Here is a 24,820-nt window from a genome sequence, read left to right on the forward strand (position 1 = left end):
AGCCTGACTCAGTTGTTCGCATCGCAAGACACTGCGATGCGGCAACGTGCAAATTTACTGGTTTGCGATTTCCAGATGAGCTTCGCGAGCTTCTTGGATGAATTCGATCAACGATTCGATAACGTAACGCATGGTGTGACTCCATGAGATGCCTAGAGGGCAAATTGCGGTGTGCATCTCGTACATCGCTTTTGCTAGGGAAGAACATTAAGTGTTTACCCTATGATTGTAAGTATAAACCGATATAGGGTTTGCACCAATTCAAGAGTTGCAAATGCCAGTCGGAACCCAAGGGTTACTACTTACATTCAGCGGGACACTTCCAAAAGCAAAGCGGCCCTTGCCCGTGTCACGGGGCAAGGGCCGCTTTCAGCGACTGTTGCTGGAGAGGATCACTCCTCTTCGGTCCACTCCACCTGAGCGCCGAGGCTTCGCAAGTTTTCCACAAACTGCGGATGGGCGCGGCGGATCGGTGTGGCGTTTCGGATTTCCGAGCGGCCTTGGATGCTGGCTGCCACCATGAACAACGCAATCGCCACGCGGATGATGTAGGGGCTCTCCACCGTGGCGGGCGCGAGCTTGCTGCCACCGAAAGTGATGATACGGTGCGGGTCGGACGAGAAGACGTGGGCGCCGAACTTGGAGAGTTCGCCCGTCCAGCCAAGTGCGCCGTCGTAGACCTTGTTCCAGAACATCGCATTGCCCTCGGCCGAGACGCCGAGTGCGATGAAGATCGGCAGCAGATCGACCGGGAAATACGGCCACGGTGCGGCTTCGACCTTGGTCAGCGTGTTGCTGGTGAATGGCGTCTGCACCTTGAGCGCGCCATCGCGCCAGGCGCGCGACCAGCCGTCCTTGTGCTCGACATGCACGCCGAACTTGGCGAAGGTGCGGTCGATCAGCGGGAAGTTGTCGGGTGCGGAATTCTTCACGATCACATCGCCGCCAGTGATGGCGCCGAGCGCGAGGAAGGTGGTGATTTCGTGAAAATCCTCGTCGAAGCGGAATTCTCCGCCACCGAGCTGGGCACCGCCCGTCACTGTAACGCGCGAGGTTCCGATGCCCTTGATCTGCGCGCCCAGCATCTGCATGAAGCGGCAGAATTCCTGCACATGGGGCTCGGATGCGGCGTTATTGAGCGTCGAGGTGCCATCGGCCGCCACGGCGCAGAGCACGAAGTTTTCGGTGGTCGTGACCGACGCGTAGTCCAGCCAGTGCTTGACGGCCTTGAGCGGGCCGTCGCGATGGATCAGGAGCGAGCCAAGCGAGCGCTCGACCAGACCGCCGAAGTTGCGGAACACCTCGACATGCGGATCGATCTCGCGCACGCCGAGCGTGCAGCCCTTGACGTTGTCCTCCAGTCGCGCCACGCCAAAGCGCGCCAGCAGCGGCGGCACCAGCATGATGGACGAGCGCATTTCCTCGGGCAGATGGTGCTTGGCCGGGTCGAAATGGGTGTTTTTGTGGTGCAGAGACAATATGCCGGTCTCTCGATCCCACTGCACATCGCTGCCGAGTTCGCGGTAGATGTCGAGAATCTTGCGCACGTCGGTGATGTCTGGCACCCCGATCAGCCTGAGCGGCTCGGAGGTGAGCAAGGTGGCGCAGAGGACGGGAAGCACCGCATTCTTGTTGGCGGACGGCGTGATGCGTCCGCGCAGCGGCTTGCCGCCGTGCACGATCAGATTGGACATGGCAGTGTGAGGGGGAACAGTTGGCTGGGATGGATCAAAGACAAAACTCTAGCGCAATGAATGCGCAATCCCTGAACTGTACGCCGTGTGGGGTGGCCCTGCGGAAACCGGCCCGTTTGGCCGGCGCCGCATAGGTCAAAAATTGTGTCGAAACGGGTTCAGCTGGAAGAGAGCTTCATCAGCACCAGTCCCGCGACAATCAGCACCGCCGCGCCAATGCGCATCATCGACATCTGCTCGCCCAGAAATACGATGCCCACAACAAACGCACCCACCGCCCCGATGCCTGTCCAGATCGTGTAGGCCGTGCCCAGCGGCAGAGTGCGCATCGCCACTGACAGCAGGCCGAAACTCGCGATCATGGTGGAAATGGTGATGACGCTCGGCCACAGACGCGTGAAACCGTACGACTGCTTCATAGCGAACGCCCAGACGATTTCGAGCAGACCCGCGAGAAGAAGATAGACCCATGCCATGACAGACTCCTTGAGAAAAGAGAGTGACCGGGTCGTCCCAGCGAGAAAGCAAATGAACAAGGCAGGCAGACGCGTTTCGCTGCCGCCCGAGGTCGTCCCCGATGGCGCTGAGCGCCGTTCAATCACAGAACTGATGCGAATTTTAGGAGAGTCCAACCCATTTCGGTAGATCGGCCCGCCGTTACATGGGTGGTTGCGGCGCAACATCCGTCCGGCTCAGCCGGATTTCAGCGGGACGCGTGCTCGCGCAGAAATACCGCGATGTGCTGCACCACCCGCTCGGAATCCTCGCGATACGGCACATGCCCCAGCCCGGTGAGCAGCACCATGCGCGAGGGCTCGCCGCCGCTCAGGCTCGAAATGATCTCGGGCTGGATGGCCGAGCCGTATTCGTCAAGCTCCCCATGCAGCGCGAGCGTGGGGCTGCGCAGCAGCGGCAGCTGATCCTTGATGGACCAGTTCGCAAAGTCGGGATGCAACCAGCTCTCGATCCAGGCATCGAGCACCCAGCGCGTCTTCTCGCCGTGGTAGCGCGCCAACCGCGCGAACTGCACGGGATCGGAATACACGCTCTGTGCCTCGCGAATGCCCTGCTTCGTGCACTCCTCCACGAAGGCCTGCGCGCCAATGGTGATCACTGCATCGCAGTCCTGCGGCGCGGATGCCGCCGAACACACGGCCATGCCGCCGCCCACGCTGTGGCCAAGCACGGCAAAGCGCGTGATGCCCAACTGCTCGCGCAGTCGGGGGAAATACTTGCTCGCCTCTTCGAACACGAAATGCAGCGAGGGCTGGTCCGTACGCGCGTCGGACTGGCCAAAGCCAAGCCGGTCATACGCATACACGGTGCGCCCGGTTGCCACGCTGAGCGCCTGCGGAAAATCGCGCCACAGGCTCACCGCGCCCAGCGAGTCGTGGAACATGATGATGGGCGCGCGCGCGCCGCCCTTGGCCGGAGACCACTCGCGCACGAACAAGCGGCCCTGCGGTGTCTGGACCCAGTGGTCCTGTACCTGAACCGGTGGCTGCATGTCTTGGCTTGCGGAGAGGTTGGAGCTCATATTCGTTCGGTCTGAAAGGACGATGCGAGATCGGTCTGGCAGATCAGTCGGCCAACGCCGCTTCCTCCACCGCTTCGGCTTTCGCGACTTTGGCGTATTCGACGATATTACCGACCGTCGCGCCGTAATATTGCGCAACTCGCTTGCGCAGCTTGAGCACCGCCTTGTCCTTGCTCACGAGCAACGCCTGATGCGCGCTCGCGAGATCGAGAAAATGCTGATCGTCGGGGTCGGTGCAGGTGAAGCGGATCTTCTGCGCCTCGGGCACATACTCGACTGCCGCGTCGAACGCCGCGAGCACCCCCTCCACCGTCTTGCCGTAGAAGGCCACGCGGGGCGCGATCTGGCTGTACTGCAGCACGCGCTCAAGCTCAATGCGCTGGGCCCGGTCGGCGATCCAGCGCAGTTGGCCGTCAGCCACCAGTTCGCGGATCGGCGGGATGTGCGGATCGTCAAAGATCAGCATGTCGAGCACCACATTGGTGTCCAGAATCAGCGGGCGCGGCGCGGCACCCTCATAGCCGTCATTGCATTGCGGCCAGCGAAGAACAATCTTCATTGAGCCGAGTCCCCGCCTTCCGCAGGTTTGCGCTGTTTGACCGCCCCTTTGATCATGTCAAAGCGGAACAAGCGGCATTCGATCGGGCCGTTCCACATCGGTGTGCGGCGCGACTCCTTGAGGCGCATCTTGCCGGGCAGCTTCAAGTCGGGCGTGAGCATGTAGCCGCTCCAGCCGCTGTAGTTCTTCTTCCAATGCGATGCCAACTGGCTGAAGAATTCAACGCCGTCTTCGGTTTGCGCGGTTTCGCGGCCTGCGCGCTCGACCACGTCCATGCGCTCGCTGGCACTGCGGCCCGCCACACCGGCTGCGGCAATACGTTCGCCATAGGGTGGGTTGAGCAACAAGATGCCTGGCTCCTCACAAGGCGGCATGCGCTGCAGCGCGTCACCACCGCGCAACTGCACGGTGTCGGCGACGCCAGCGCGCTGGGCATTGTTACCTGCGAAGTCGACCATGCGGAAAGAAATGTCCGAGCCATAAATGCCCACCGGGCTCTCGGCCAGGATGTGCGACTCTGCCTCGTCGAGCATCGCATCCCAGACATGTTTCTGGAACGGCACGAGCTTTTCAAACGCGAAACGGCGCAGGATGCCCGCCGGAATACGGCGTGCAATCTGCGCGGCTTCGATCAGCACGGTGCCCGAGCCGCAGCATGGGTCGTAGAGTGGCTGCGGATGGTCGCCGTGGGGGTCCCAGCCGGTGGCGGCGATCATCGCGGCAGCCAGCGTTTCCTTGAGCGGCGCATCGCCCGTGTCCTCACGCCAGCCGCGCTTGAACAGCGCTTCGCCCGAGGTGTCGATGTAGATCGTCGCTTCGTCGGTGGTCAGGTGCATGTGCACACGCACATCGGGGTGACGGGTTTCGACGCTCGGGCGCTGATCGTTGGCTTTGAGACGGAAACGGTCGGCGATCGCATCTTTCACGCGCAACGCGGCAAAGTTCAGGCTGGTCAGCGGGCTGTGCTGAGCAGTGAACTCGATCTTGAACGTCTCGCGGGTGGTGAACCAAATTTCCCATGCCACTTCACTCGCAGCGCGATACAGATCGTTCTCACTGCGGTACATGGTTTGCGACAGTTGCACCAGCACGCGCTGGGCCAGACGGCTGTGCAGATTGAGCAGCATCGCGTCACGCCAGGTGCCGCGCACCATCACGCCGCCACGCGCCACCATCAGGTCTTGGCCGCTGTAGCCGGTGATGGCGTGGACTTCGTCCGCCAGAAAACCCTCGACGCCAGCGGCGCAAGGTAAAAACAAGTGCAATGGATTCATAGAAGAGCGCAAGGATACGCGTTTGCGCTTGTCCGAGGTAAATACAGGAAGAAAGTTCAAGCGTTGCTCTACAAATGGGAGCGCGCCATGGCTTTAGATTCAAGGTATCAAAGGAGCCAAGCACATCATGGAAGAAATCAGCTGGAACGACTTCATGAAAGTCGAGCTGCGCGTGGGCCGCATCGTGTCGGCTGAAGTGTTCAAGGAAGCGCGCAAACCGGCCTACAAGCTGCGGGTCGATTTCGGACCCGAACTCGGCGTGCGCAAGTCAAGCGCGCAAATCACCGCCCTGTACCAGCCCGAGTCCCTCGTGGGCCGCCTCGTCATCGCCGTCGTCAACTTCCCGAAGAAGCAGATCGGCCCGCTGATGAGCGAATGCCTCGTCACCGGTTTTCACAATGCGGACGGGGATGTGGCGCTGTGCGTGCCCGATCAGGAGGTGCCGCTGGGGACGCGATTGTTTTAGACAGATCGGCTGTCACTGAAACGCGTGCCCATCCCCATGTTGCAGTCAACCCGCTAAACTGGCAGACCTGATGTTCGAATTCGCCCGCCGCCCCGGCCGGGCCGTCCCTCAGGCGTTGACGGGCCACCGGCCCGCTCAAGACCCACGCGGTGCCCCCATGGTCTGGAAATTCATTCTTCTTTTCGTCATCCTTCTCTTCCCGCTGTGCGGCCTGTACATGCACCTGCGCGGCAAGGTGCGCCACAAGGCGCTGCGGCAGCTGTTCGACCACTCGACCTTCACCGCACCAATCAACGTCTTCATGCTCGCCTTCTCCAAGGTGCCGCGCACGCCGTATCTGCCGGTGAGCACCTTCCCCGAGCTGGAGCCACTGCAGGCCAACTGGCGCGAGATCCGCGAGGAGGCCGTCAATCTGCAGAAGAACATGCAGATCAAGGCCGCCGCGAACAATGACGACGCAGGCTTCAACTCGTTCTTCAAGACCGGATGGAAGCGCTTTTATCTGAAGTGGTACGGCGACGCTCACCCCTCAGCCATGGAGCTGTGCCCGGTGACGACCTCGCTGGTGGCGAAGATTCCGACCATCAAGGCAGCGATGTTTGCCGAGCTGCCTCCGGGGGCCAAGCTCAATCTGCACCGCGACCCGTATTCGGGCTCGCTGCGCTATCACCTGGGCCTGCTGTCGCCAAATGACGACCGCTGCATGATCTCGGTGGATGGCCAACCCTACAGTTGGCGCGAGGGCGAAGGCGTAATCTTCGACGAGACCTATATGCACTGGGCCGAAAACCGCACTGACGGCAACCGCATCGTGCTGTTCTGCGACGTGGAACGCCCGATGACCAACGGCTTCGCGCAATGGCTCAACCGCTGGGTCGGCACCAACGTGGTGGCTGCCGCGAGCTCACCCAACAACGAGGGCGACCCGCGCGGACTGATCAGCCGTCTGTTCAAGATCTCGTTCTATGCTGGCCAGTACCGCCGCCGCTTCAAGGCATGGAACAAGACGGCCTACAAGCTCACCAAGTTCGGACTGATGCTGGCGGCGCTGGCGGGTATTGTTTGGATTTTCGTGAAGCTCTGAGGCTGTCCAGGCAAACTTCACCACTCATCCAGCGACGGATCGCCTGCATCAGGGTCGGCGGTCCGTTTTTTGCGGGTGTGCAAGAGTTGCACGGTACTCACCACAAAGGTCAGCAACACCAGCGCCCATTGCGACAGGGTCGGGACGGCAGTGAGCTGAGCATCCCCCAGGGCCCGGACCACGCTACGAGCGGGCGCGCTCGCAGCACCGACCTTCGCATCCCCGGCGGCCGGGCTGCCACCTTCTACCACTGCGTTGAGGAGGTAGATATCCGGGGTGGAATTGACGTGCAACTGCAGCGCCTGCACGCCGCCGTCGATATACCCTGGCGCTGCATTTGCAGCCACAGCGGCCTCCGCCAGCGCTGTTTCCAGTGGCTTGAGCACGCCGCTCAGGCTTGGACGCATTGCCGGGTAAACAGATGCATCGAGGAGTTGCAGCGCCACTGCTTGATCAATGGCTTGACTGAGCACTGGCGATGGCAACGAACCATCCGGCGCTGCGGCGTTGCTGCAGCTTTGTGTCTGCATCCGGATCGATGCGAATGGCTGCTTCTCAAGTCCCGCTATGCGGATGTTGTCGATCCGCCAGAACTGGGAAGCGCTTGAATTGGCCTTTTCCGCCGATCCGGCACGCCAACCCAGACGCAGCGTCTGGCCCGCGAACTCGCGACCCAGATTCACTGTCACATTGCGCTTCCATCCATTGGAGTGACCGGTATAGGCGGACTGGTTGCGCAGCAGGTTGGTATTGGTAACCCCATTCCTCATCCACCAGATCGTTCCGGAGTACGCAACCTGCTGGGCGCCCAGCGCGCTGTCCAGTGATTGTGGTCGCGAGAGCAGGAGCTGGCCGCCATTGGTAGCGTCGTCTCCGAAGTTGTATTCCTGATCAAAAGTCAATACCAGATCTTCGCCAGTTCCAATCTTCAATTCTGGTGTGTACATCGCCGAGATCACGCGGTCATTTGGCACGCTGAGCTGATACCAATGCTCGCCGCCGTCCCCAGCCACCGTCCACAACGAGCCCTCGAGATCCATACCCCCAGGCCAGACGTCGACCGTATCCAAGGCGCTGTTCTGAATCTCTATGTCAGCATTCAACCAGACCGACATCGCCTGCCCGCGCAATTGCACCATCACATCAGGGGCGGCTGGCTGGACGTAGATACGAGAATTGGCATAAGACTGCATTCCGGTGAGATGCACCGGCACACGCATCGCAAGCGACTGTCCCGGTGCGATCACTCCCGATGTCACAACCAGATTGCCGCCCGGGAAGTTCACGTGCGCGTCATCGGAGCTGAGCACCACTGATGCGCTACTGATGTAGGAATCACCAAGATTGCGTAATTGGAAAGTCAATACGGCCGTTTCGCCGTTGTCGAGCAGATCGTCCGCATCACAGCGTCTGGCTTCAGAATCCGAGAGCGACAGGTGCATGCCATCCACCACCAGCAGAGGGCCGGAGCGATAGCTTTCCGTCACGCCGCGCAAGTCCACCGCATTGCGATCAGGCGCCACAGCGTCCAGACCAACACCACGCTTGGCGAATGCGCCGAGGCAACTTGCGTAATCCTGATGATCGTTCGCTGCCATGCCCGAGAGCAGTGCATCGCGGGCTTCAGTGAATGTCGGATTGATGGGAGTGAGCTTGAGCCCAGTGATCAGATACGATTTCATGCGCTGCTGCGCGTCGACAAAGGCATGCCGGTTCAGCAGCGTCGCATAACATTCCCAGAGCATATTGGCCCAGACCTCGCCCACATTGTGGATCTCTGCATTGCCGTATCCAGCGCGGAACTGCCCGTCGATGACCGACTGGTTCACGGGCACATTGGCAGGCAGTGGCTCTCCATCCTGTATGTGCTTGAAGGTCAGCGGGTTCTTCGCCAAGTCAGTCGAATACGGATAGCGCCGGCTGCCGAAGTATGCCGCGTTACGATAGTCGATCGCCGGATGGACACTGTTCGCATTGGCGTAAGCCCCCTGCGCATAGGCGCCTTCAAATTGTGTGTTTCCCGGCTTGAGCCGGTCCGCATCTGTCACTGTCAGAAGCTGCGCCACGAAATCGCCCCACCCCTCGCCGAGCCCCGCCCCCAGACGGGTGGTGAGCCCGTTGGTGTTGCCGATCAGGCGGCGACTCAGGTAGTGCCCCCATTCGTGAGCGACGATGGTGTTGTCCAACGCCGCACTACGTGGAACGCCACCGATGTCGAATACATGCATCCGCATGATCGGCGAGGCGCCATCAGCGGGCGTGTCCATGCTGGCATTGTTGCGTACGGTGTAGACGAGCGCACGCGCATCGATGGGGTCGCCCTCTAGCCCGCCGCGACCGAAGTTACTGGCCTGTGCATTGCCCGCCGCCTCATCGAATCCCGCGTCGTAGAACCAGTCATGCAGCCAGTTGATGACATAGAACAGGTTTGTCACCGAGGTCGCGGCTTGCCCCTGATGCTTCAGCGGATCAGCCGCGAAATCGTAGCCAAAGTCAAACGTCTGATTCGACGTGCAGCCGTAGAAATCCGCGCCCACCGCCAGGGTGTTCGCGCGGCAGGAGGTCGTGCTCTCAAGCGGCACGCCGGAATAGCCCTCCTGACTCTTCACGTCTGCATAGGCCCGCACGTTGTTGCCGCTGGAGAAGGCCAGACCATCGGCGCGCGGATAATCGATCCATGGATCGCCGCGTGAGAACGACGGCGCGCTCACCATCGACACCCTCGAAGGCGCAAGCAGCCTCGCTGAATGGCCATCTGGTCCAGATCCAGGATACGGGTTGAGGTCCAGCCCCTGAGGACCCGGCAAGGGGACACCAGTGAGTGGATCGGCCCATACGCCGTACGTGAAGGACGGAGCGACCGCGCTGGCTGAAGGTGATGCAAGATCCAGTGCGCCAGTGGTCGCCGAATCATGGGACATGAGATTGTTGCGAAACAGTATTTGACCGTCGTCGCGGGCTATCACATAGGAGAAGGCGTTGTGCACACCGGCTTCCAGCACCCTGACTTCCAGATAGTAGGCGGCCACTAGCCCCTGCGGCATGCGAAACCAGACGGTGCGGTAGCGCGTGGGCTGCTCCAGAACCCCACCCTGCGCACCACGCTGACCTGCGGGAAGCAACAGCCTTCGATATCCCTCGGACGCATCGCCGCTGCCCGCATCCTGTTCGACGAGTCGGGATGCAACGTCGGAAGGAAAGTCGAAGTCCTCGAGCGCCACCTGCGCGGCCATGGCCGGAGTCAAGCTCGACGCGGTGCCGTCTGCGCGCACCGACCTGGGTGCCCCTGCCACACTTGTGCTGCCCACGAAGCCCCCCACGTTGAGGGCGCGGCTTTGCGCATCGAGCAGCACGGTGGCATGTTCGCGGAACACCGGAATTCCGTCACGTTGGTTACCGAAGCGAACCAGACGACCGCCATTCGCCAGCGTCTGCTGTTGCTGCACTGGTACAGCATCGACTTCGGCTGCGGTCAGTCCATACAGCCCGGCGAGCGCCTTGATTTCCTCTCGTGCGGACGGTACGACGTCATCCACTGAGCGATATCGTTTGAGAGTGGGCGAAACAGGTGTGCGCGAAGGGTCGAGCCAGACGAAGTTGGCCACACCCAGTCGTTCTTCATAGGTCGCCCTCTTCACCGAAACAGGAAGCGCCTCTGAGAAAGTGCTTGCCTTGGTGAAGTTTGGCAGCGCGGCAAGCGCATCGATATTCGGCAGCTCTCTGGCTACCGCATATGCAGAAGCCAGCACAAAGCCCCCCGCAACGGCTGTGTACAGAATGTTTTTCAACGTCCTGTGCATGACACGTCTCCCTCGTCAAAGCACCGCGCACGGCAAATTCGAGTGAACTGTGAGACGGGCCTCGAAACAGGCCCAAAGGTTCAGTCACATGCTAGGAGCAATTGCGCTGAGGTCTGTGTGATTTTGTGTGCCTGCTGTAAGACGCCGAGCCATCCAAACATAGGAGCAAAGCGTGCGGCAGATTTCAGGCCGTCTGCTGCATCGCCAGCAGCTTCCCATGCGTCGCCGCCGGAATCGACACCACGCCGCGGCTGCTTCTGCTCACGAAAGCGATGCCCGTCTTCCCGCGGGCAACCTCGCGGCCCGTCGACTTCTCGGTGACGCTGAACACCAGATCAAAACCATAGCGGTTGAAGTCGGCGGGGGTCATGCGGATGGACATGACTTCGCCGTGAAAGCCTTCGGACTTGTACTGCGCAACGATGTCACCGACGACCATGGAGATGTCAGGCAGCTCCGCTTCGGGAAAGCCGATCTCCTGGAAGAAGCGCAGGCGCGCCTCCGACACCAGACTCAGCAGCTGCGCGTTGTCGAGGTGTCCGCCCTGGTTCACATGGCTGATGTAGATCTGCACCTCGGTGCTGAAGGCGAAATGCGCGGGCAGGTCGAAGATGATGCGGGCCATGGGATTCTGTTTTTCAGGAGACTAGACCGCCTTGCGCAGATTGGCAGGCGGAATCTTCAGTGCTTCTCGGTATTTGGCGACGGTGCGGCGCGCGCATTCGATGCCCTGCTCGGCGAGCATGTCGGCGATCTTGCTGTCGGACAGCGGCTTCTTCGTGTTCTCGGAGCTGAGCAGCTGCTTGATCAGCGCCTTCACCGCCGTGCTCGACGCACTGCCGCCGGTCTCGGTGCCGAGGCCCGAGCCAAAGAAATACTTGAGTTCGAACGTGCCCTGCGGTGTGGACATGTACTTGGCCGTCGTCACGCGGCTGATGGTCGATTCGTGCAGGCCCAGTTCGTCCGCAATGTCGCGCAGCACCAGCGGGCGCATGGCGAGCTCGCCGTGGACGAAGAAATTCTTCTGGCGCTCGACGATGGCGGTGGACACGCGCAGAATGGTGTCAAAGCGCTGCTGCACATTTTTGATGAACCAGCGCGCTTCCTGCAAGCGCTGCTGCAGCCCGGCATTGGCCTCGTTGCCACGCTGGCCGCGCAGTGCGTTGGCATAGACGTCATGCACGCGCAAGCGCGGCATCACGTCCGCATTGAGCTGCACGGTGAATCGCATCTGCGCGCCGCGACCGACGTTCTTGACGATCACATCGGGCACGATGATCTGGCGCTGCACATCGGCAAAGCGGCGACCGGGACGGGGCTCGAGTCGCGTGATCAGATTCATCGCCGCGCGCGTGAGTTCCTCCGATGCCGCGCAGGTCTGCGTGATGCGCTTGACATCCTTGCGCGCCAGCAGATCAAGCGCGTCACGGCACACGCGCAAGGCGACTTCGATCACCGCCGGATCGCCCTCTTCATCGAGGTTCATGGCGTGCAGCTGCAGCGAAAGGCATTCACCCAAATTGCGTGCACCGGCCCCCGCGGGATCGAGGCTCTGCAGAAGCCGCAGCGCCACGGTGAAGCGGTGCACGAGCTCCTCGAGCTCTTCGGTCGGCGCATCTGCCCCTGCAAGCGCGATGGCCAGTTCAGCCAGCGATTCTTCGAGATAACCGTCGTCGTTGAGCGATTCGATGAGAAAACGCACGGCCGCGCTGTCGATATCCGAGAGATGCAAGGCCAGCGCCTGACGGTGCAGGTGGTCGGTCAGCGATTCGTGCGAACCAGCGAGATCGATGGCGTCGACCTCCTCGTCGCCTGAGCTGCTGGTGTTGTTGCGCGCGGGCGCGTCGCCGCCCCATTCGCCATCGTCGGGAGCCATCTCGACGGTGCCGTCACCTTCCCAGTCCACCTGCTCGGACACTTCGGAGCCCGCAGAGGGCGCGTCGGACTCCGACGCCGTGTTGTCATCGGTGCTTGTCGAAGTGCTGCTTGGGGCGGGCGCCGAGTACAGCGCGCTGTCCGCATCGCTGGCATCTTCACTGACGGGTTGGTTTTCACGCTCGAGGCCAAACTCCTCGCGTGGAGCTTCGTCGTTGGTACGTTCCAGAAATGGATTGTCGTCGAGCATCTGCTCGACTTCCTGTTCCAACTCCAGTGTGGAGAGCTGCAGCAGCTTGATCGACTGCTGCAGTTGTGGCGTAAGCGCCAGATGCTGCGAGACCCGAAGCGACAGTCCCGGCTTCATGGACTGCAGCCTTGTATCGCCATATTTGTTTTCAACCTCAAGACTTTGCCCATGACGCTCAACTACATGCGGAAATGTTCGCCCAGGTAAACCCGGCGCACATCGGCGTTGTCGACAATCTCGGATGGCGTGCCCTGCGCAAGCACATGCCCATCGCTGATGATGAAAGCGTGGTCGCAGATGCCCAGCGTTTCGCGCACGTTGTGGTCGGTGATGAGCACGCCAATGCCACGCTCTTTCAGGAAGCCGATGATGCGCTGGATCTCGATCACCGCAATCGGGTCGATGCCAGCGAACGGTTCGTCAAGAAGGATGAAGCGCGGCTGAGTGGCCAGCGCGCGGGCGATTTCCACCCGGCGGCGTTCACCACCAGAGAGCGCGAGCGCAGGCGATTCACGCAGATGGTCGACGCGCAGCTCCTGCAGCAGCATCGTGAGACGCTCCTCAATCACGGCGCGCGAGAGCGCGTGGCCGTTTTCGTCCTGCTGGAGTTCCAAGACCGCGCGCACGTTTTCTTCAACGTTGAGCTTGCGGAAAATCGAGGCCTCCTGCGGCAGATACGACAGCCCAAGGCGCGAACGGCGATGGATCGGCAGGTTCTGAACCGACTGACCATCGATGTAGATCTCGCCCGCATCACTGCGCACGAGGCCCACGATCATGTAGAACGAAGTCGTCTTGCCCGCGCCGTTGGGGCCAAGCAGGCCGACCACCTCGCCCTTGCGCACCGACAGCGACACATCCTTGACGACCTTGCGGCTGCCATAGGACTTCTCTAGATGCCGCGCCTCGAGACGGCTTTGACCATCCAGGCTGGACGGGCGCCCCTCAATCATGGACGGCTCACGGCGTTCGTTTTTCATCACGGCGTCGCCACTCACTTGCCGCCGCCATTGCTCAACTCTGGGCTGGAACGCAGCACGGGAGGCTCGCCATTGCGCTCGGGCTTGGACGTCTGGGCCTCGCCATCGGCCGGCTTTTCCTTGGGTGTGAGCGTCATGCGCACGCGGCCCGAAGGCGTTCCTGCTGTCGTCTGTGCGGAAGGATTGTTCTTCACGCCATCCACAGTGAACACATCGGTGATGTTGTTGTAGACGATGAGCGCACCATTGACCTGATCGGTCATCGCCGTGTCGCGATAGCGGCGCAACTCACCACGACGGATGAACTTGACGATGTCGGCCTTGCCGTCGTACTCGATCACCTCGCCCTCGCCTTCCACATACTCATGCGGAGCGCCCGGAGCAGAATCGCGCTTCTGTCGGAAGAACGCGCGCTTGCCAGCTGCAGCCGTGACCGTGCCGAACTGGAAACCCTCCGGGTCCTGGCGCACTTCAAGCTGCGCGCCGCGAAGCACGATGGTGCCCTTGGTCATCACCACATTGCCGGTGAACACACTGAGCTGCTTGAGCTCGTCATGGCGCAGCGTGTCGGCCTCGATGTTCATTGGCTTGTCGCGATCGGCACGCTCCGCATGCACCACAGCAGGGCCAAGCGCCAAAAGGCAGCTAAAAAGGAGCGGGATAAGTCTGGTTTTCATAGGGCATGAATCTTGCTCAGCCATTGTACTGAACCCGGCACGCCTGCGTGACGGAAGTCGATTCATCCACTGCGAAACAAAAATGTAAAGCCCCAAAAACAGCGCGCAAACACGCTCAAATGAGCATGATGTTTTCTTGAATCGGGAGACAACAGCAGCGAGCAGAGTGCCTGCCCCACAGCCCCAATGCCGAGAAAGACAGTACTCCCATACGGCAAGGAGGCGCAACGGCACATGAAAGCGTTTATCGGCGCCTCCAAACGATTGATTAATCGCTGCCAAAGGCAGCGAAAACCGAAACCAAAAAACAAAAAACGCACCCGAAGATGCGCATTTGGAGGATCGAAAAAGATCGATCAGGCTTTGAGGGTGCTGAGGTACTCGACGACCTGGAGTACGCTTTGCATGTTGCCTGCCATGGTGCCATCGGTGTAGTACTTACCACCCACGCCCATCGAAGGCACGCCCTCGACCTGATAGCTTTCCTGAAGCTGCGCCGCCTTGCGCAGGAGATTGGCAGTGTTGAAGGAGTTGTATGCCTCCTTGAACTTGGCCACGTCCACGCCCTGCTGGCCGATCCATTCGAAGATCTGCTCATCCTTGTTCAAGGGCTTGCGCTCCACGTGCACTGCGCGGAACACCGTGGTGTGCAGTTTGGGCAACAGGTTCATCGCTTCGAGCGCGAAGTACAGTTTCTGCTGCGGCACGAAGCTCGCGTTGAACGCCACCGGTACGCGGTGGATGCTCAGGTTGGCTGGCGCACTCTTGACCCAGGCTTCAAAAGCCGGCTCAAAGGCGTTGCAGTGCGGGCAGCTGTACCAGAAGAACTCGATCACCTCGACCTTGCCGGCGGGCGCATCGGTGGCTACGGGCTTCTTGAGCTTGATGAAGTCCTTGCCTTCCTTGAATGCGCGCGCTTGCGCCTGCGCGTTCATGGCCAGGGGCAGAGTCAGGGCGGATGCGGCAACCGCCGAAGCGGTGGACAGGGAAAACTCGCGGCGTTTCATGAGATGAACATTCCTCTTCAGTTTTTTGTAGCGACTGGTGATTGTGAGCGATGCGAGGCGAAAAAGTTCAGCGCTGCACACGAACCAAGGTGGTATCGATCCCCGCCCCGTCCAGTTTGCCCTTGAGAGAATCGGCATCGTCACGCTTGCCAAACGGCCCGATGCGCACGCGGAACACGGTGCGGCCGCTCTGCTCGCGCTCACTCACACGGGCCTCCCAGCCCAGCATGGCAAGTTTGGCACGCTGCGCGTCCGCATTGCTCTGACTGCTGAACACGCCGGCCTGCACAAAGTAGTCGAACGGATCAGTCGTCGTTGGAGCGGGTGCCGGAGTAGGCGCCGCAGCCGCGCGGGCACGGGCCAGATCGCCCAGAGGGTCGCTGCTGGCGGTCGAGGGCGCAGGACGGGCGGTCTGTGTCGCCGACGAAGCCGGTGGCTTGGGCGCAGACGCGACCGCCGTCGGAGCCGATGCTGCCGGGGCTGGAGCGGGCGCCGGAGTCACGGTGCCGGTGACGGCCGGAGGCGCCGTGGTGGCGTCCGCCGGTGTGGATGCGGGTGCTGTCTTCACCGGATTCTTGCCGTGCAACGTGGAGTTCGGGTCCCAGTTCTTGTTGCGCTGCGCCTCGGCCTCGTCCTGATCGGTGCCACGCGTGGCGTTCTTGTTCAGGAAGGGGACCGGCACCTTGGTCACATAGACAGCCACGGCCAGCGCTGCCGCCAAACCGATGAGCACGCCCAGAATGAGCCCCAGAATGAGCCCGCCACGTTGCTTGTTAACGTTCATAAATCCGTTGATTTGTCACTCGATTTACATGCGCTCCGGTGCGGAAACGCCCAATACCGCCAAACCATTGTGCAGCACCTGCGCGGTCGCGGCGACCAGCGCCAAGCGTGCCAGCTTGACCTTTTCATCATCCACGAGGATACGCTCTGCGTCGTAGTACGAGTGATACGCCGACGCCAGATCACGCAGGTAAAAAGTAACATCGTGTGGCGCATTGCCAGCCGCAGCAGCCGTCAGCATCTCGGGGTACTTGGCCAGCAGCAGCATCAGCGCCTGAGCCTGAGGACCTTCCAGTGCAGACAGTTCCACATCTTTGAGCGCAGGCACACCCGCACCGCCCTGCTCGGCCCAGGCTCGCAGCACTGACTGGATGCGCGCATGGGCATACTGTACATAGTAAACAGGATTGTCGTTGTTCTGCGCAACGGCCAGATCCACGTCGAAGGTGTACTCGGTGTCGGGTTTGCGCGACAGCAGGAAGAAGCGCACCGCGTCCTTGCTCGTCCACTCGATCAGATCACGCAGCGTCACGTACGAACCCGCGCGCTTGCTGATCTTCACTTCTTCGCCATCCTTGACCACGCGCACCATCGTGTGCAGCACATAGTCGGGGTACCCCTGCGGAATGCCGACGTTGGCGGCCTGCAGACCGGCGCGCACGCGGGCGATCGTGCCGTGGTGATCGGTGCCCTGAATGTTCACCACCTTGCCGTAGCCGCGCTTGAACTTCTGGATGTGATAGGCCACATCCGGCAGGAAGTAGGTGTAGTTGCCGTCGGTCTTGCGCATCACGCGGTCTTTGTCGTCACCGAATTCGGTGGACTTGAGCCATAGCGCGCCGTCCTGTTCGTAGGTGTAGCCACTGTCGATCAGACGCTTGACGGTGTCTTCGACGTAGCCGTTGGTGTACAGGCTCGACTCGAGGTAGTACTCGTCGAACTTCAGGTTGAACGCCTGCAAGTCCTTGTCCTGCTCGTTGCGCAGATAGGCGACGGCGAAGTTGCGGATATTCTCGTAGTCATCCACATCGCCGTTGGCGGTGAACTCGCGGTCGTCGGCCTTGACGGTTTCCTTGTTCAGGAACGCCTGTGCGATCTCGCCGATGTAGTCGCCATTGTAGAAATTCTTCGCAAGCGGGTTCTCGGAATCAGTAGGCCAGCACTCGTCGCCCGGCTTGAAGCCCTTGGCGCGCAGTTGCGTGCTCTTGGTGAGCGTATCGATCTGTACGCCCGCGTCGTTGTAATAGAACTCGCGATGCACATCCCAGCCCTGCGTGAAGTACAGGTTGCTGATCGCATCGCCAATAGCGGCCTGACGGCCATGGCCCACATGCAACGGGCCGGTGGGATTGGCCGAAACGAACTCGACCAGAATTTTCTCGCCACGATCCGCCTGAAAACCGAACTTCTCGCCCTGCGTGAGCACTTCGCGCACGATTTCCTGCTTGGCGGCGGGCTTGAGACGAATGTTCAGAAAGCCGGGACCCGCGATCTCGATGGCATCCACCCACTTCTGGAAAGCGGGCGTCGCCTCCAGCGCGGTTTTGAGTTGTTCACCCAAGGCGCGCGGATTGGCCTTGAGCGGCTTGGCCAACTGCATGGCGGCCGTGCAGGCGAAATCGCCATGGGCGGCCACTTTGGGGTTTTCAAAAGCCGCGCGCGCACCGGCGCCGGGCGAAAGTGTTTCGAGCTCGGCAGCCAGGGCCGCGAGCAATTCCAGTTTGACGGAGAGCATCCGCCAATTTTACGTGCCCGCGTCATCTGAGTCATATCAAGACGCGTTATGCTGAGTGCCCCGTACCTTTTTCGGGTCAATTCTGTCGTTTTTGCAGGAGATCAACATGAAGAAACTGCTTCCCGCCCTGGCCTCTGTCGGCTTTCTCCTTTCCTTTGCCACTATCGCCACCCCCGTGGTTGCCAAGGAGGCCACGCCCCAGCAGCAAAAAATGGCCACCTGCAACGCAGACGCGGGCTCCAAGGACCTGAAGGGCGACGAGCGCAAGACATTCATGAAGTCCTGCCTGAGCGCCAAGCCCGCCAAGGCACCAACGCAGCAAGAGAAAATGAAGACTTGCAACGCCGATGCAGGCACCAAGAGCTTGAAGGGCGATGAACGCAAGGCCTTCATGAAAGACTGCCTGAGCAACAAGCCAGCGTAATTCACTCCCCCTGAGTCGCTTCGCGCCTTCCCCCCAAGGGGGACGACGCCTTCGCCGCGAGGCGGCTCATGGCTTGCCGTCTGCTCGCATGGCTTGCTCCGCGGCCTTTTGAATCTTTGGAACACGAGCTGCGCTGGCGAAAAGTATCTCGCGAAGTCGCGAGATGCAAAGAGGCACGAGCGAAGCGAAGTGCCGAACACGCCTCTTCAAATCACTTTTGCGGCAAGCTGTTTGAACGGAGAGTCCGAAGGACTCGCAGAGAGTTTTGCCGCATGACTTCAAAGCGCGTTTTTGATTACTTTTTGCGCGCCGAGCAAAAAGTGATTGCCCCGCCGGGGACAGTCCCGGCCTCCGCCCTCAGTCAGCCCAGCAGGCGCAAAAAAACCAACGAACAAAAGCCTACTTGGTAAACACACCACGCGCCAAGAACACCCCCGCCAGCGGAATCAACGCCACCAGATGCGCCTCGATCATCACGAGCCGCCGCGTATTCCGAATCTCCGCCTCGGACGGCAAGGCCCCGGTAGCCCGCAAATTCCGGCGCCACCGCAAAAACCGCACCGTAGGCCCGATCGACATCAGCCCCACCACGACGAACAACGTCACCTTCAAGTGAAGCAGCGGCTGCGTCCAATACCACTCTGCTCCCTTCATCCCCCACCAAGTGCGCGCCACACCGGTCAAGAGCACCACAACCGCCGAAATCCCGTAGATCAGGTCGACACGCGCCAGCCGCTCCACCACGGCCGCATTCATCCACTCCTTACGACACAGCGCCGCCTCGCTCGCAAGAAAGACCGTCATGGTCAGAATGGCCAGGATGTGGGCATATGCCAGCAGTGCTTCGGTGGTCATGGATTGGGGTGAAATGATGATGATGTGGAAATGGAGAAAGCGGTGGCGACGATCAATCGTCCTCTTCCGGGTCCAGGAACGACACGTCGGCCTCCGCCTCCAGCTTGTGGGTATCAGCTTCGAACATCAGGGCCTTGTCACCCAGATCGACCATATAGAAATGCCCCGCGTCGGTGAGAAAGTGCCATGCGAGGACGTCCTTGCCCTCGTGCTGATGGGTCGGATCACCCGCAGTGATGCGCTCAAGCTCCTGCCCTGAGGCATCGCACAGCTCGTCAATCACCTTCACATAGCGCGGCTGGTTCTCCAGCGCTTCGGCAGCGCGCTCTTCCAGATCGGGGATCTTCTCGGAGATCTCGTCGAACACGGCTTCCAGACCGGCCGCTGCCACCGCCTGCAGTTGCGGATGCTGCCGCAGCCAACGGCTGTTGAAATCGACCAGATCCTCGTGCTCGTTCAGGTCGTAGAACTCGCCATTGCATTCGTTGAGCGCATCGCGCTCGGTGTTCTCGCCAAAGTATTCACTGTCGAGAAAGCGGTCCAGTTCCTCTTCGCTGAGCCGGTCAATGATCGCCAGACTCTTGTCCAGCAGTGCGGCATGGCGCACGGCCTGCATGTCGGCCAGCCCCTGCTGAACCAGCTCGATGATCTCGCCATCGCAGCCGATGTTGTAGATGAACTGCGCGAAACCGCCGTTCTTCACTTGCGCGAGGTAGTAGTCGACGTAGTAGCTCTTGAGCGCCTCGGGCGACATTTCCTCGTATTCGACGAGACGCTCGAGCAGCTCGTTCACGCTGTCGATATTGGACTCGACGAGGTCATAGCTGTCCTCGCTGTTCAAAGCTTCTTTAGACACCAGAATGGTTGGGGACAGCAGCATCTTGTCGACTCCTCGGAATGAAGTGTGATGGAGGGACCATGGCGCGCGAGATGACGCCTGCCAAGCCCTCCATGCATGTTGTGCAAATTGAGCGAAGGCTTGATGACGTGGGCGTTACTTGCCCGCCACAGTGAACTCTCTGGTCACCCAATCGTCAACCAGCGCCTTCTCGTAGCGCAGAGGATCGTTCTCGTAGCGTCTGCCCTTGAGCTGCAACGACGTGTCCTGCAGCGTGCGCGATGCCGACTGCACCACCTTGCCTTTGGGCGACAGACGCTTGAATGTGAGCACGATGCGCGGAGGCACCACCTCCTGGCTGGCACCGGTCATGGCCGTGGCGCGGCGAATATCGGAGACGTGGACCTCGGCGCGTTCGCCATTGGGCAGCGCCTCGGCCACGCGATCAGCCAGATGCTCGCTCAGTGCCTCGACCCAGGCACGGCGCGCCGCCTTGGATTCGCGCTGTGCCGAGGGCACGGGCGTGAAGCTGTCCGGATTCGCCGTGGTCACGCTGACGGTCCCGGCCTGCACTTCGCGTGGCTGGGCGGGATCCTTCTGCATCAGCGAGCAGCCGGTGGAAAGCACGAGCAGCAAGGCGCTCATCACGAAGGCGGTGCCGAGGCGGCCCCACGCCGAGGCGCCATGGCGCGAATCGGCTTCAGCGTTGGCGTCAGCCGATGTGAAACCCATGGACCTTGCGGAAATCGACACACCTTGCATTGTTCAATCCTTTCGCTGTTCACTGTCGGGCTGGGTGCGCAGGCACAAGATGCCGCAGCGCTCAGCCGTGAGTATTGCGTCGCCAGAACGAGGGCTCCGCGTACTTCTGCTTGAGATATTCGATCCACAGCCGCACTCTGAGCGGCATGTGTTTGCGCTGCGGGAACACCACGAAGATGCCATTGGGCGGCGCGGCAAAGGTCTCGAGCACCGGCACGAGGCGACCGGCCTCGATCTCGGACTCCACCTCCCAGGTGCTGCGCCAGGCAATGCCCCATCCGTCCAGACACCAGTCGTGAAGCACCTGTCCATCCGAGCAGTCCAGCGGTCCGCCCGGCTTGAAATGCACCACCTCCCCTGCCCCGTCTCCTTGCGGAATCCGGAACGCCCAGCCGCGTGTCTGCGACGCCTCGCTCGACAGCGTCAGGCAATCGTGCTGCACCAGCTCGGAAGGATGTTCGGGTGTACCGCGCCGACGCAGGTATTCGGGTGTTGCAACGCATAGGCGCCGGTTGTCGGCCACGCGCACACTGACCAACGAAGAATCGGGTAGATCGCCCACGCGCACGGCGCAGTCATAACCTTCGCCGGTCAGGTCGACCACACGGTCGCTGAGGTTCAGCGAGATGGTCACCTCGGGATGCAGCTCTCGATACTGCGGCAGCAGCGGTGCCACATGCCTGCGGCCAAAACCGGCTGGTGCGGTGATGCGCAGATGCCCGGTCGCCTTCACGCCACCGGCGCTCACGCTGGCCTCGACGCTCGCCAGATCGGCGAGCAAGCGCTGGCAGTCTTCGAGAAACGCAATGCCTTCGTGCGTGAGCGACAGCTTGCGCGTGGTGCGCACCAGCAGCTTCACTCCAAGGCGCTCTTCCAGCGCATCCAACCGGCGCCCCATGATGGCGGGGGCCACACCTTCAAGCTTGGCGGCCGCTGTGAGGCTGCCCCGCGTGGCTATCGCAACAAATGATTCGAGCTGTTTGAGACGATCCATGAAAAGCTGATTTCCGGCTGCTGCCTTCCTGCGTGCGTGCACCGTGGAATGCGACCAACCGCACCATCCGCGCACCAGCATTCCGGCCTATTATCAACGGCTGGTTCCCACTTTGAGCAAATTTGCACCAAAGCTTCAGCAATCACGATGCCCACACCCATACAGCCCAGCAAAAGCAGCCCCGCGAAACCCGCATCCACAGCGCAGGCGGAGAGTTGGTACGCCCCCGGACAACTGGTGCGGCTACTCGGGCAAACCCCTGTGAATCTCGCATTTTGGGGCAAGGACGAACGCCTGCGCATGGCGACACCGGAGTGGTGCACCTGGTTCGGACTCGACCCCGCCAACGTGATCGGCCACACCCTCGCCGAGTTGCTTCCTGCTGACTATCTGGGCATCTGGCGCCAGCACTTCGAAGGTGCCGCGCGCGGGCAGGTCACGCAATATGTGGACATGCGGCAGGACAAACTCGGCACCCAGCAGTGGCGCCATGTGCATCTCTCGCCGCAACTGCCGCACTTCTCTCAACCCGAGGCCAGTGGCCGTTCCGACGTGCAGGGCGTGATGATGGTGATGACCGACGCCACACGAGAACATCTGCGCGAGCAGATGCTGGAGCGCCAACGCGAACAGATCCAGCGGTTGCAACACGCATTGGAAGAGCATCGCGGCGATGGCGCAGAGGTCGAGAAACTGCGTGCGCTGCTCGACTGGCGCACCGCCATGCTCACTGAGCACAACGAAATGCTTCAGCTGCTGTCGCACGAAATCCGCCAGCCGCTCAACAACGCCTCGGCCGCCATGCAGGCGACGATGAAGGCCATCGACGATCTGCACTTGAAAGACACCGACCCGGCGACCAAGGCTCTGTCGCGCGCCGAGCATGTGCTCCAGCAGGTCATCGGAACGCTGGACAACACACTCGCCGCCGGAACGATTCTGGCCGTCGGCGGCAAGGCCAGTTCATCAAGCGACACGGACCTGCCGACCCTGATCCGCCTCGTGATGCACGACATCGCCGCCGACCTGCGCCCGCGCATCAACGAGCAATGGGACACCAACACCCGCACTGTGCAGTTGCACCCGGCGCTGATGCGACTGACCATCCGTAACCTGCTGAACAACGCCCTGTCCTATGCCCCCGAAGGCTCGCAGGTGACGCTGCGCATTTCCGAGTCGGACGACCCTCTCGCGCTCATCATCGAAGTGCTGGACAACGGACCGGGCATCTCCGACGAACTGCGTCCACGCCTTTTCGAAAAAGGCTCGCGCGGCAGCGAGAATCGCAACCGGGCAGGTGCGGGGCTTGGCCTCTTCATCGTTCGCTCGGTGTTGCAGCTGCATCAGGGTACAGTAGAGGCATTGCCTAACGAGCCGCAAGGAACGATCATGCGACTCGTCATTCCCCAAGGGCTGGCGGACTGATCAGGAAACCCGCTCCAGCCAACGACAACCCCTCAGAACAAGCCACCATTCATGCTGCCTGTCACCCTAGCACTGGTCGACGACGACACCGAATACTGCGAATTTCTCGCGCAGCACTTGCGTGCCCAAGGCGTGGAGGTGCAGGCCTACAGTGACAGCAGCGACCTGCTCGCGGACATGGCGCCGTACCGATTCGACTTCTATGTGCTCGACCTGATGTTGCCCGGCGTGGACGGCGCCGAGCTCATCCGTATCCTACGCAAGCGCACCCAGGCAGGGGTGCTGATCGTCTCGGGCCGCCTCGGCCCCGAGGTGTTCGCCGAAGTGATCAACGCCGGTGCCGACATGTACCTCACCAAGCCGGTCACCTTCGAGCAGGTAGAGCTGGCCATCCGCGCAGTTCACCGCCGCATCATGACCACGGCCAAGACGGCCACCGCCTGGAAACTCGACAAGCGCCGCAGCGTGCTCACCGCCCCCGACGGCCAGACCGTGGAACTCAGTCCCACCGATCTGATTCTGATGGACTGCTTCCTCAAGGCCCAGGGCGCGACCGTCACCCGTGAACAAATCCGCGAACTGCTCGAAGGCACCAGCGCCGCCGAATCCGACAACAGCCTGCACGCCACCATCTACCGCCTGCGCCGCCGCATCGAACGCGTCACGCCCCTGGCAGTGCCGCTGCAGTCCCAGCAAAAAGTCGGCTACCAGTTCCGCGCCCCCCTGATCGCCGGCTGAAACGCCACTTCTCGCGCCTGCCGGAGCGGGCCCGCGAAGCACAGCGAGCACCAAGGCGGCTAGCCACAACGGCAATACAGCCCCTCAGGCCAGGCGTCTAAGCCGTAGACAGTGCGCCTGTACGGCAAGGCTTCGCAACGACGGATGAGGGGCTGTATTGCCGCCTCAAAACGACCAACCAGCAAAGCCGTCAAGGCTTCGTAAAAAAACCAGAAAACAAAAAACGGGCCCAAGGCCCGTTTTTCGAGAATTCTGTCGTGAGTGAGCAGATTACATGGTCATCTTGGCTTCGACGTCATTGATCTTGCGTCGCGCCAGCGCCAAGTTCGCGCGGCTGCTGTCCAGCACGTAATAAACGAAGATACCAGCCAGCTTGGCCGATGGACGAATGATGTGATATTGCTTGCCCAGCGTGATCAGCATATCTTCGATCGAATCGTTCAGGCCCAGAGCTTTCATCGTCTTCATCTTGGCGCGCACCACCTCGGTGTTGCCAGCTGCGGCCAGTTCCAAATCCACGCCAGTGCCGATGCTGCCCAGCATCATGCCGCTGTTGTAGTCGACTACGGCGGCACACATTGCGCCATCCAGGGACATCAGATCTTGCAGACTTTCGTTCAGATTTGCCATTTTGCGTACCTCCGCTCAGTTCATTTAAGGATGGGTCGCTTTCGTTTCCAAAGCGCCTGAATATGATTCTATTAAATCAGTTCTGATTCAGATCAACTTTGTGAGTATTAAATGGCCTCTTGATTGTCATCTTTTGTGAACCAAAAAATTTGACCGTCAAGTAAGAATCTTGTAGCACCCTGCCTCATATAGGAAATTACCGTTTTATCTGGCTAGCAAGAACTGGGAAGCGCATCGTTGTCATCAACTTGCCGCATGCTGCAAAAGAGCAACAACCCTTCGGCGATCAGCAATCATCAGAACTGATCAACATGATCGCATCTGCATTCATCCATGTCGATAGATGCGCAACCGTCTTGTATCCGCTGAGGCGTCGACGCGACATGCAATACGCATTCAGGAACGTTTCTCCCACAATTCCATACATATAAGT

Annotated in this window: 23 protein-coding genes; 5 read left to right on the plus strand and 18 right to left on the minus strand. The window is 60.8% G+C overall.

What is annotated here, in order from left to right; translation table 11 throughout:
* Positions 1 to 392: 392 nt before the first annotated feature.
* From G7047_RS20935 to G7047_RS20955, 5 genes are all read right to left on the minus strand, one after another.
* Positions 393 to 1,694: a UDP-N-acetylglucosamine 1-carboxyvinyltransferase gene (locus G7047_RS20935; protein ID WP_166309727.1), complete on the minus strand. Its 1,302-nt coding sequence runs from the start codon at positions 1,692 to 1,694 to the stop codon at positions 393 to 395.
* A 158-nt stretch (positions 1,695 to 1,852) separates the two neighbouring features.
* Positions 1,853 to 2,170, minus strand: coding sequence for a quaternary ammonium compound efflux SMR transporter SugE (sugE, locus tag G7047_RS20940; RefSeq protein WP_166309729.1), 318 nt, complete (start codon positions 2,168 to 2,170; stop codon positions 1,853 to 1,855).
* A 227-nt stretch (positions 2,171 to 2,397) separates the two neighbouring features.
* Complete coding sequence (locus tag G7047_RS20945; protein WP_166309731.1) at positions 2,398 to 3,231, minus strand: alpha/beta fold hydrolase; 834 nt, start codon at positions 3,229 to 3,231, stop codon at positions 2,398 to 2,400.
* A 43-nt stretch (positions 3,232 to 3,274) separates the two neighbouring features.
* Positions 3,275 to 3,790: a putative toxin-antitoxin system toxin component, PIN family gene (locus G7047_RS20950; RefSeq protein WP_166309733.1), complete on the minus strand. Its 516-nt coding sequence runs from the start codon at positions 3,788 to 3,790 to the stop codon at positions 3,275 to 3,277.
* Entirely contained in the window at positions 3,787 to 5,064 is a 1,278-nt protein-coding gene (locus G7047_RS20955) for a class I SAM-dependent RNA methyltransferase (protein WP_166309735.1), read from the minus strand. Before G7047_RS20955 ends, G7047_RS20950 begins: the two co-directional genes overlap by 4 nt.
* Positions 5,065 to 5,191: 127 nt before the next feature.
* Between G7047_RS20955 and G7047_RS20960 the strand changes: the two genes are divergently transcribed.
* On the plus strand, positions 5,192 to 5,530 hold the full coding sequence (locus G7047_RS20960; protein WP_166309737.1) for a tRNA-binding protein: 339 nt from the start codon (positions 5,192 to 5,194) through the stop codon (positions 5,528 to 5,530).
* Positions 5,531 to 5,687: 157 nt separating this feature from the next.
* Positions 5,688 to 6,614 carry an aspartyl/asparaginyl beta-hydroxylase domain-containing protein gene (locus tag G7047_RS20965; protein ID WP_166312189.1) on the plus strand — a complete coding sequence of 309 codons (927 nt, stop codon included), beginning with the start codon at positions 5,688 to 5,690 and terminating at the stop codon, positions 6,612 to 6,614.
* Between the two features lie 17 nt (positions 6,615 to 6,631).
* Here G7047_RS20965 and G7047_RS20970 read toward each other — a convergent pair whose 3' ends face one another.
* From G7047_RS20970 to argS, 8 genes are all read right to left on the minus strand, one after another.
* The gene (locus G7047_RS20970; RefSeq protein ID WP_166309739.1) at positions 6,632 to 10,414 is read right to left on the minus strand and encodes a M36 family metallopeptidase; all 3,783 of its coding nucleotides are present in this window, start codon (positions 10,412 to 10,414) and stop codon (positions 6,632 to 6,634) included.
* Between the two features lie 184 nt (positions 10,415 to 10,598).
* Complete coding sequence (locus G7047_RS20975; RefSeq protein WP_166309741.1) at positions 10,599 to 11,039, minus strand: thioesterase family protein; 441 nt, start codon at positions 11,037 to 11,039, stop codon at positions 10,599 to 10,601.
* 21 nt (positions 11,040 to 11,060) lie between these two features.
* A complete protein-coding gene (locus G7047_RS20980; RefSeq protein ID WP_166309743.1) occupies positions 11,061 to 12,656 on the minus strand; it encodes an RNA polymerase factor sigma-54 in 1,596 nt (531 codons plus the stop codon).
* A 62-nt stretch (positions 12,657 to 12,718) separates the two neighbouring features.
* Positions 12,719 to 13,492: an LPS export ABC transporter ATP-binding protein gene (gene lptB, locus G7047_RS20985; RefSeq protein ID WP_166312190.1), complete on the minus strand. Its 774-nt coding sequence runs from the start codon at positions 13,490 to 13,492 to the stop codon at positions 12,719 to 12,721.
* A 41-nt stretch (positions 13,493 to 13,533) separates the two neighbouring features.
* Positions 13,534 to 14,196 carry a lipopolysaccharide transport periplasmic protein LptA gene (gene lptA / locus G7047_RS20990; RefSeq protein ID WP_166309746.1) on the minus strand — a complete coding sequence of 221 codons (663 nt, stop codon included), beginning with the start codon at positions 14,194 to 14,196 and terminating at the stop codon, positions 13,534 to 13,536.
* Between the two features lie 356 nt (positions 14,197 to 14,552).
* The gene (locus tag G7047_RS20995; RefSeq protein ID WP_166309748.1) at positions 14,553 to 15,203 is read right to left on the minus strand and encodes a thiol:disulfide interchange protein DsbA/DsbL; all 651 of its coding nucleotides are present in this window, start codon (positions 15,201 to 15,203) and stop codon (positions 14,553 to 14,555) included.
* A gap of 67 nt (positions 15,204 to 15,270) precedes the next feature.
* The gene (locus G7047_RS21000; protein ID WP_166309750.1) at positions 15,271 to 15,987 is read right to left on the minus strand and encodes an SPOR domain-containing protein; all 717 of its coding nucleotides are present in this window, start codon (positions 15,985 to 15,987) and stop codon (positions 15,271 to 15,273) included.
* Positions 15,988 to 16,011: 24 nt separating this feature from the next.
* A complete protein-coding gene (gene argS / locus G7047_RS21005; RefSeq protein WP_166309752.1) occupies positions 16,012 to 17,721 on the minus strand; it encodes an arginine--tRNA ligase in 1,710 nt (569 codons plus the stop codon).
* A gap of 106 nt (positions 17,722 to 17,827) precedes the next feature.
* Here argS and G7047_RS21010 point away from each other — a divergent pair, with 106 nt between their 5' ends.
* Positions 17,828 to 18,145, plus strand: coding sequence for a PsiF family protein (locus G7047_RS21010; RefSeq protein WP_166309754.1), 318 nt, complete (start codon positions 17,828 to 17,830; stop codon positions 18,143 to 18,145).
* 399 nt (positions 18,146 to 18,544) lie between these two features.
* On the opposite strand, the gene G7047_RS21015 is transcribed toward G7047_RS21010, so the two are convergent.
* The 4 genes from G7047_RS21015 to G7047_RS21030 all read right to left on the minus strand — a co-directional run bounded on the left by G7047_RS21015 (position 18,545) and on the right by G7047_RS21030 (position 21,594).
* On the minus strand, positions 18,545 to 19,000 hold the full coding sequence (locus tag G7047_RS21015; RefSeq protein WP_166309756.1) for a DUF2214 family protein: 456 nt from the start codon (positions 18,998 to 19,000) through the stop codon (positions 18,545 to 18,547).
* Positions 19,001 to 19,052: 52 nt separating this feature from the next.
* Positions 19,053 to 19,880, minus strand: a complete 828-nt coding sequence (locus G7047_RS21020) for a DUF4375 domain-containing protein (protein ID WP_166309758.1) — start codon at positions 19,878 to 19,880, stop codon at positions 19,053 to 19,055.
* Between the two features lie 114 nt (positions 19,881 to 19,994).
* On the minus strand, positions 19,995 to 20,570 hold the full coding sequence (locus G7047_RS21025) for a DUF3016 domain-containing protein (protein WP_166309760.1): 576 nt from the start codon (positions 20,568 to 20,570) through the stop codon (positions 19,995 to 19,997).
* 91 nt (positions 20,571 to 20,661) lie between these two features.
* Positions 20,662 to 21,594 (minus strand): LysR family transcriptional regulator, encoded by a 933-nt coding sequence (locus G7047_RS21030; RefSeq protein WP_166309762.1) that lies wholly within the window; start codon positions 21,592 to 21,594, stop codon positions 20,662 to 20,664.
* A gap of 261 nt (positions 21,595 to 21,855) precedes the next feature.
* Here G7047_RS21030 and G7047_RS21035 point away from each other — a divergent pair, with 261 nt between their 5' ends.
* Entirely contained in the window at positions 21,856 to 23,019 is a 1,164-nt protein-coding gene (locus tag G7047_RS21035; RefSeq protein ID WP_240939210.1) for a PAS domain-containing sensor histidine kinase, read from the plus strand.
* Positions 23,020 to 23,070: 51 nt separating this feature from the next.
* A complete protein-coding gene (locus G7047_RS21040; RefSeq protein WP_166309767.1) occupies positions 23,071 to 23,757 on the plus strand; it encodes a response regulator transcription factor in 687 nt (228 codons plus the stop codon).
* Between the two features lie 270 nt (positions 23,758 to 24,027).
* Here G7047_RS21040 and G7047_RS21045 read toward each other — a convergent pair whose 3' ends face one another.
* Positions 24,028 to 24,387 carry a hypothetical protein gene (locus G7047_RS21045; RefSeq protein ID WP_166309769.1) on the minus strand — a complete coding sequence of 120 codons (360 nt, stop codon included), beginning with the start codon at positions 24,385 to 24,387 and terminating at the stop codon, positions 24,028 to 24,030.
* Between the last annotated feature and the right edge of the window lie 433 nt (positions 24,388 to 24,820).

The sequence above is a fragment of the Diaphorobacter sp. HDW4A genome (assembly GCF_011305995.1).
Taxonomy (GTDB): domain Bacteria; phylum Pseudomonadota; class Gammaproteobacteria; order Burkholderiales; family Burkholderiaceae_C; genus Diaphorobacter_A.

Excerpts from the sequence above, each read along its gene's own strand:
- G7047_RS21045 (WP_166309769.1), bottom strand. The coding sequence starts at position 24,387 with ATGGCAAATCTGAACGAAAGTCTGCAAGATCTGATGTCCCTGGATGGC.
- G7047_RS21015 (WP_166309756.1), bottom strand. The coding sequence starts at position 19,000 with ATGACCACCGAAGCACTGCTGGCATATGCCCACATCCTGGCCATTCTG.
- G7047_RS20955 (WP_166309735.1), bottom strand. The coding sequence starts at position 5,064 with ATGAATCCATTGCACTTGTTTTTACCTTGCGCCGCTGGCGTCGAGGGT.
- G7047_RS20945 (WP_166309731.1), bottom strand. The coding sequence starts at position 3,231 with ATGAGCTCCAACCTCTCCGCAAGCCAAGACATGCAGCCACCGGTTCAG.
- G7047_RS21000 (WP_166309750.1), bottom strand. The coding sequence starts at position 15,987 with ATGAACGTTAACAAGCAACGTGGCGGGCTCATTCTGGGGCTCATTCTG.
- G7047_RS20970 (WP_166309739.1), bottom strand. The coding sequence starts at position 10,414 with ATGCACAGGACGTTGAAAAACATTCTGTACACAGCCGTTGCGGGGGGC.
- G7047_RS20935 (WP_166309727.1), bottom strand. The coding sequence starts at position 1,694 with ATGTCCAATCTGATCGTGCACGGCGGCAAGCCGCTGCGCGGACGCATC.
- G7047_RS21025 (WP_166309760.1), bottom strand. The coding sequence starts at position 20,570 with ATGGGTTTCACATCGGCTGACGCCAACGCTGAAGCCGATTCGCGCCAT.
- G7047_RS20975 (WP_166309741.1), bottom strand. The coding sequence starts at position 11,039 with ATGGCCCGCATCATCTTCGACCTGCCCGCGCATTTCGCCTTCAGCACC.
- G7047_RS20965 (WP_166312189.1), top strand. The coding sequence starts at position 5,688 with ATGGTCTGGAAATTCATTCTTCTTTTCGTCATCCTTCTCTTCCCGCTG.
- G7047_RS21040 (WP_166309767.1), top strand. The coding sequence starts at position 23,071 with ATGCTGCCTGTCACCCTAGCACTGGTCGACGACGACACCGAATACTGC.
- G7047_RS21030 (WP_166309762.1), bottom strand. The coding sequence starts at position 21,594 with ATGGATCGTCTCAAACAGCTCGAATCATTTGTTGCGATAGCCACGCGG.
- G7047_RS20995 (WP_166309748.1), bottom strand. The coding sequence starts at position 15,203 with ATGAAACGCCGCGAGTTTTCCCTGTCCACCGCTTCGGCGGTTGCCGCA.
- G7047_RS20950 (WP_166309733.1), bottom strand. The coding sequence starts at position 3,790 with ATGAAGATTGTTCTTCGCTGGCCGCAATGCAATGACGGCTATGAGGGT.
- argS (WP_166309752.1), bottom strand. The coding sequence starts at position 17,721 with ATGCTCTCCGTCAAACTGGAATTGCTCGCGGCCCTGGCTGCCGAGCTC.
- lptA (WP_166309746.1), bottom strand. The coding sequence starts at position 14,196 with ATGAAAACCAGACTTATCCCGCTCCTTTTTAGCTGCCTTTTGGCGCTT.
- sugE (WP_166309729.1), bottom strand. The coding sequence starts at position 2,170 with ATGGCATGGGTCTATCTTCTTCTCGCGGGTCTGCTCGAAATCGTCTGG.
- G7047_RS20980 (WP_166309743.1), bottom strand. The coding sequence starts at position 12,656 with ATGAAGCCGGGACTGTCGCTTCGGGTCTCGCAGCATCTGGCGCTTACG.
- G7047_RS21020 (WP_166309758.1), bottom strand. The coding sequence starts at position 19,880 with ATGCTGCTGTCCCCAACCATTCTGGTGTCTAAAGAAGCTTTGAACAGC.
- lptB (WP_166312190.1), bottom strand. The coding sequence starts at position 13,492 with ATGATTGAGGGGCGCCCGTCCAGCCTGGATGGTCAAAGCCGTCTCGAG.
- G7047_RS20960 (WP_166309737.1), top strand. The coding sequence starts at position 5,192 with ATGGAAGAAATCAGCTGGAACGACTTCATGAAAGTCGAGCTGCGCGTG.
- G7047_RS21010 (WP_166309754.1), top strand. The coding sequence starts at position 17,828 with ATGAAGAAACTGCTTCCCGCCCTGGCCTCTGTCGGCTTTCTCCTTTCC.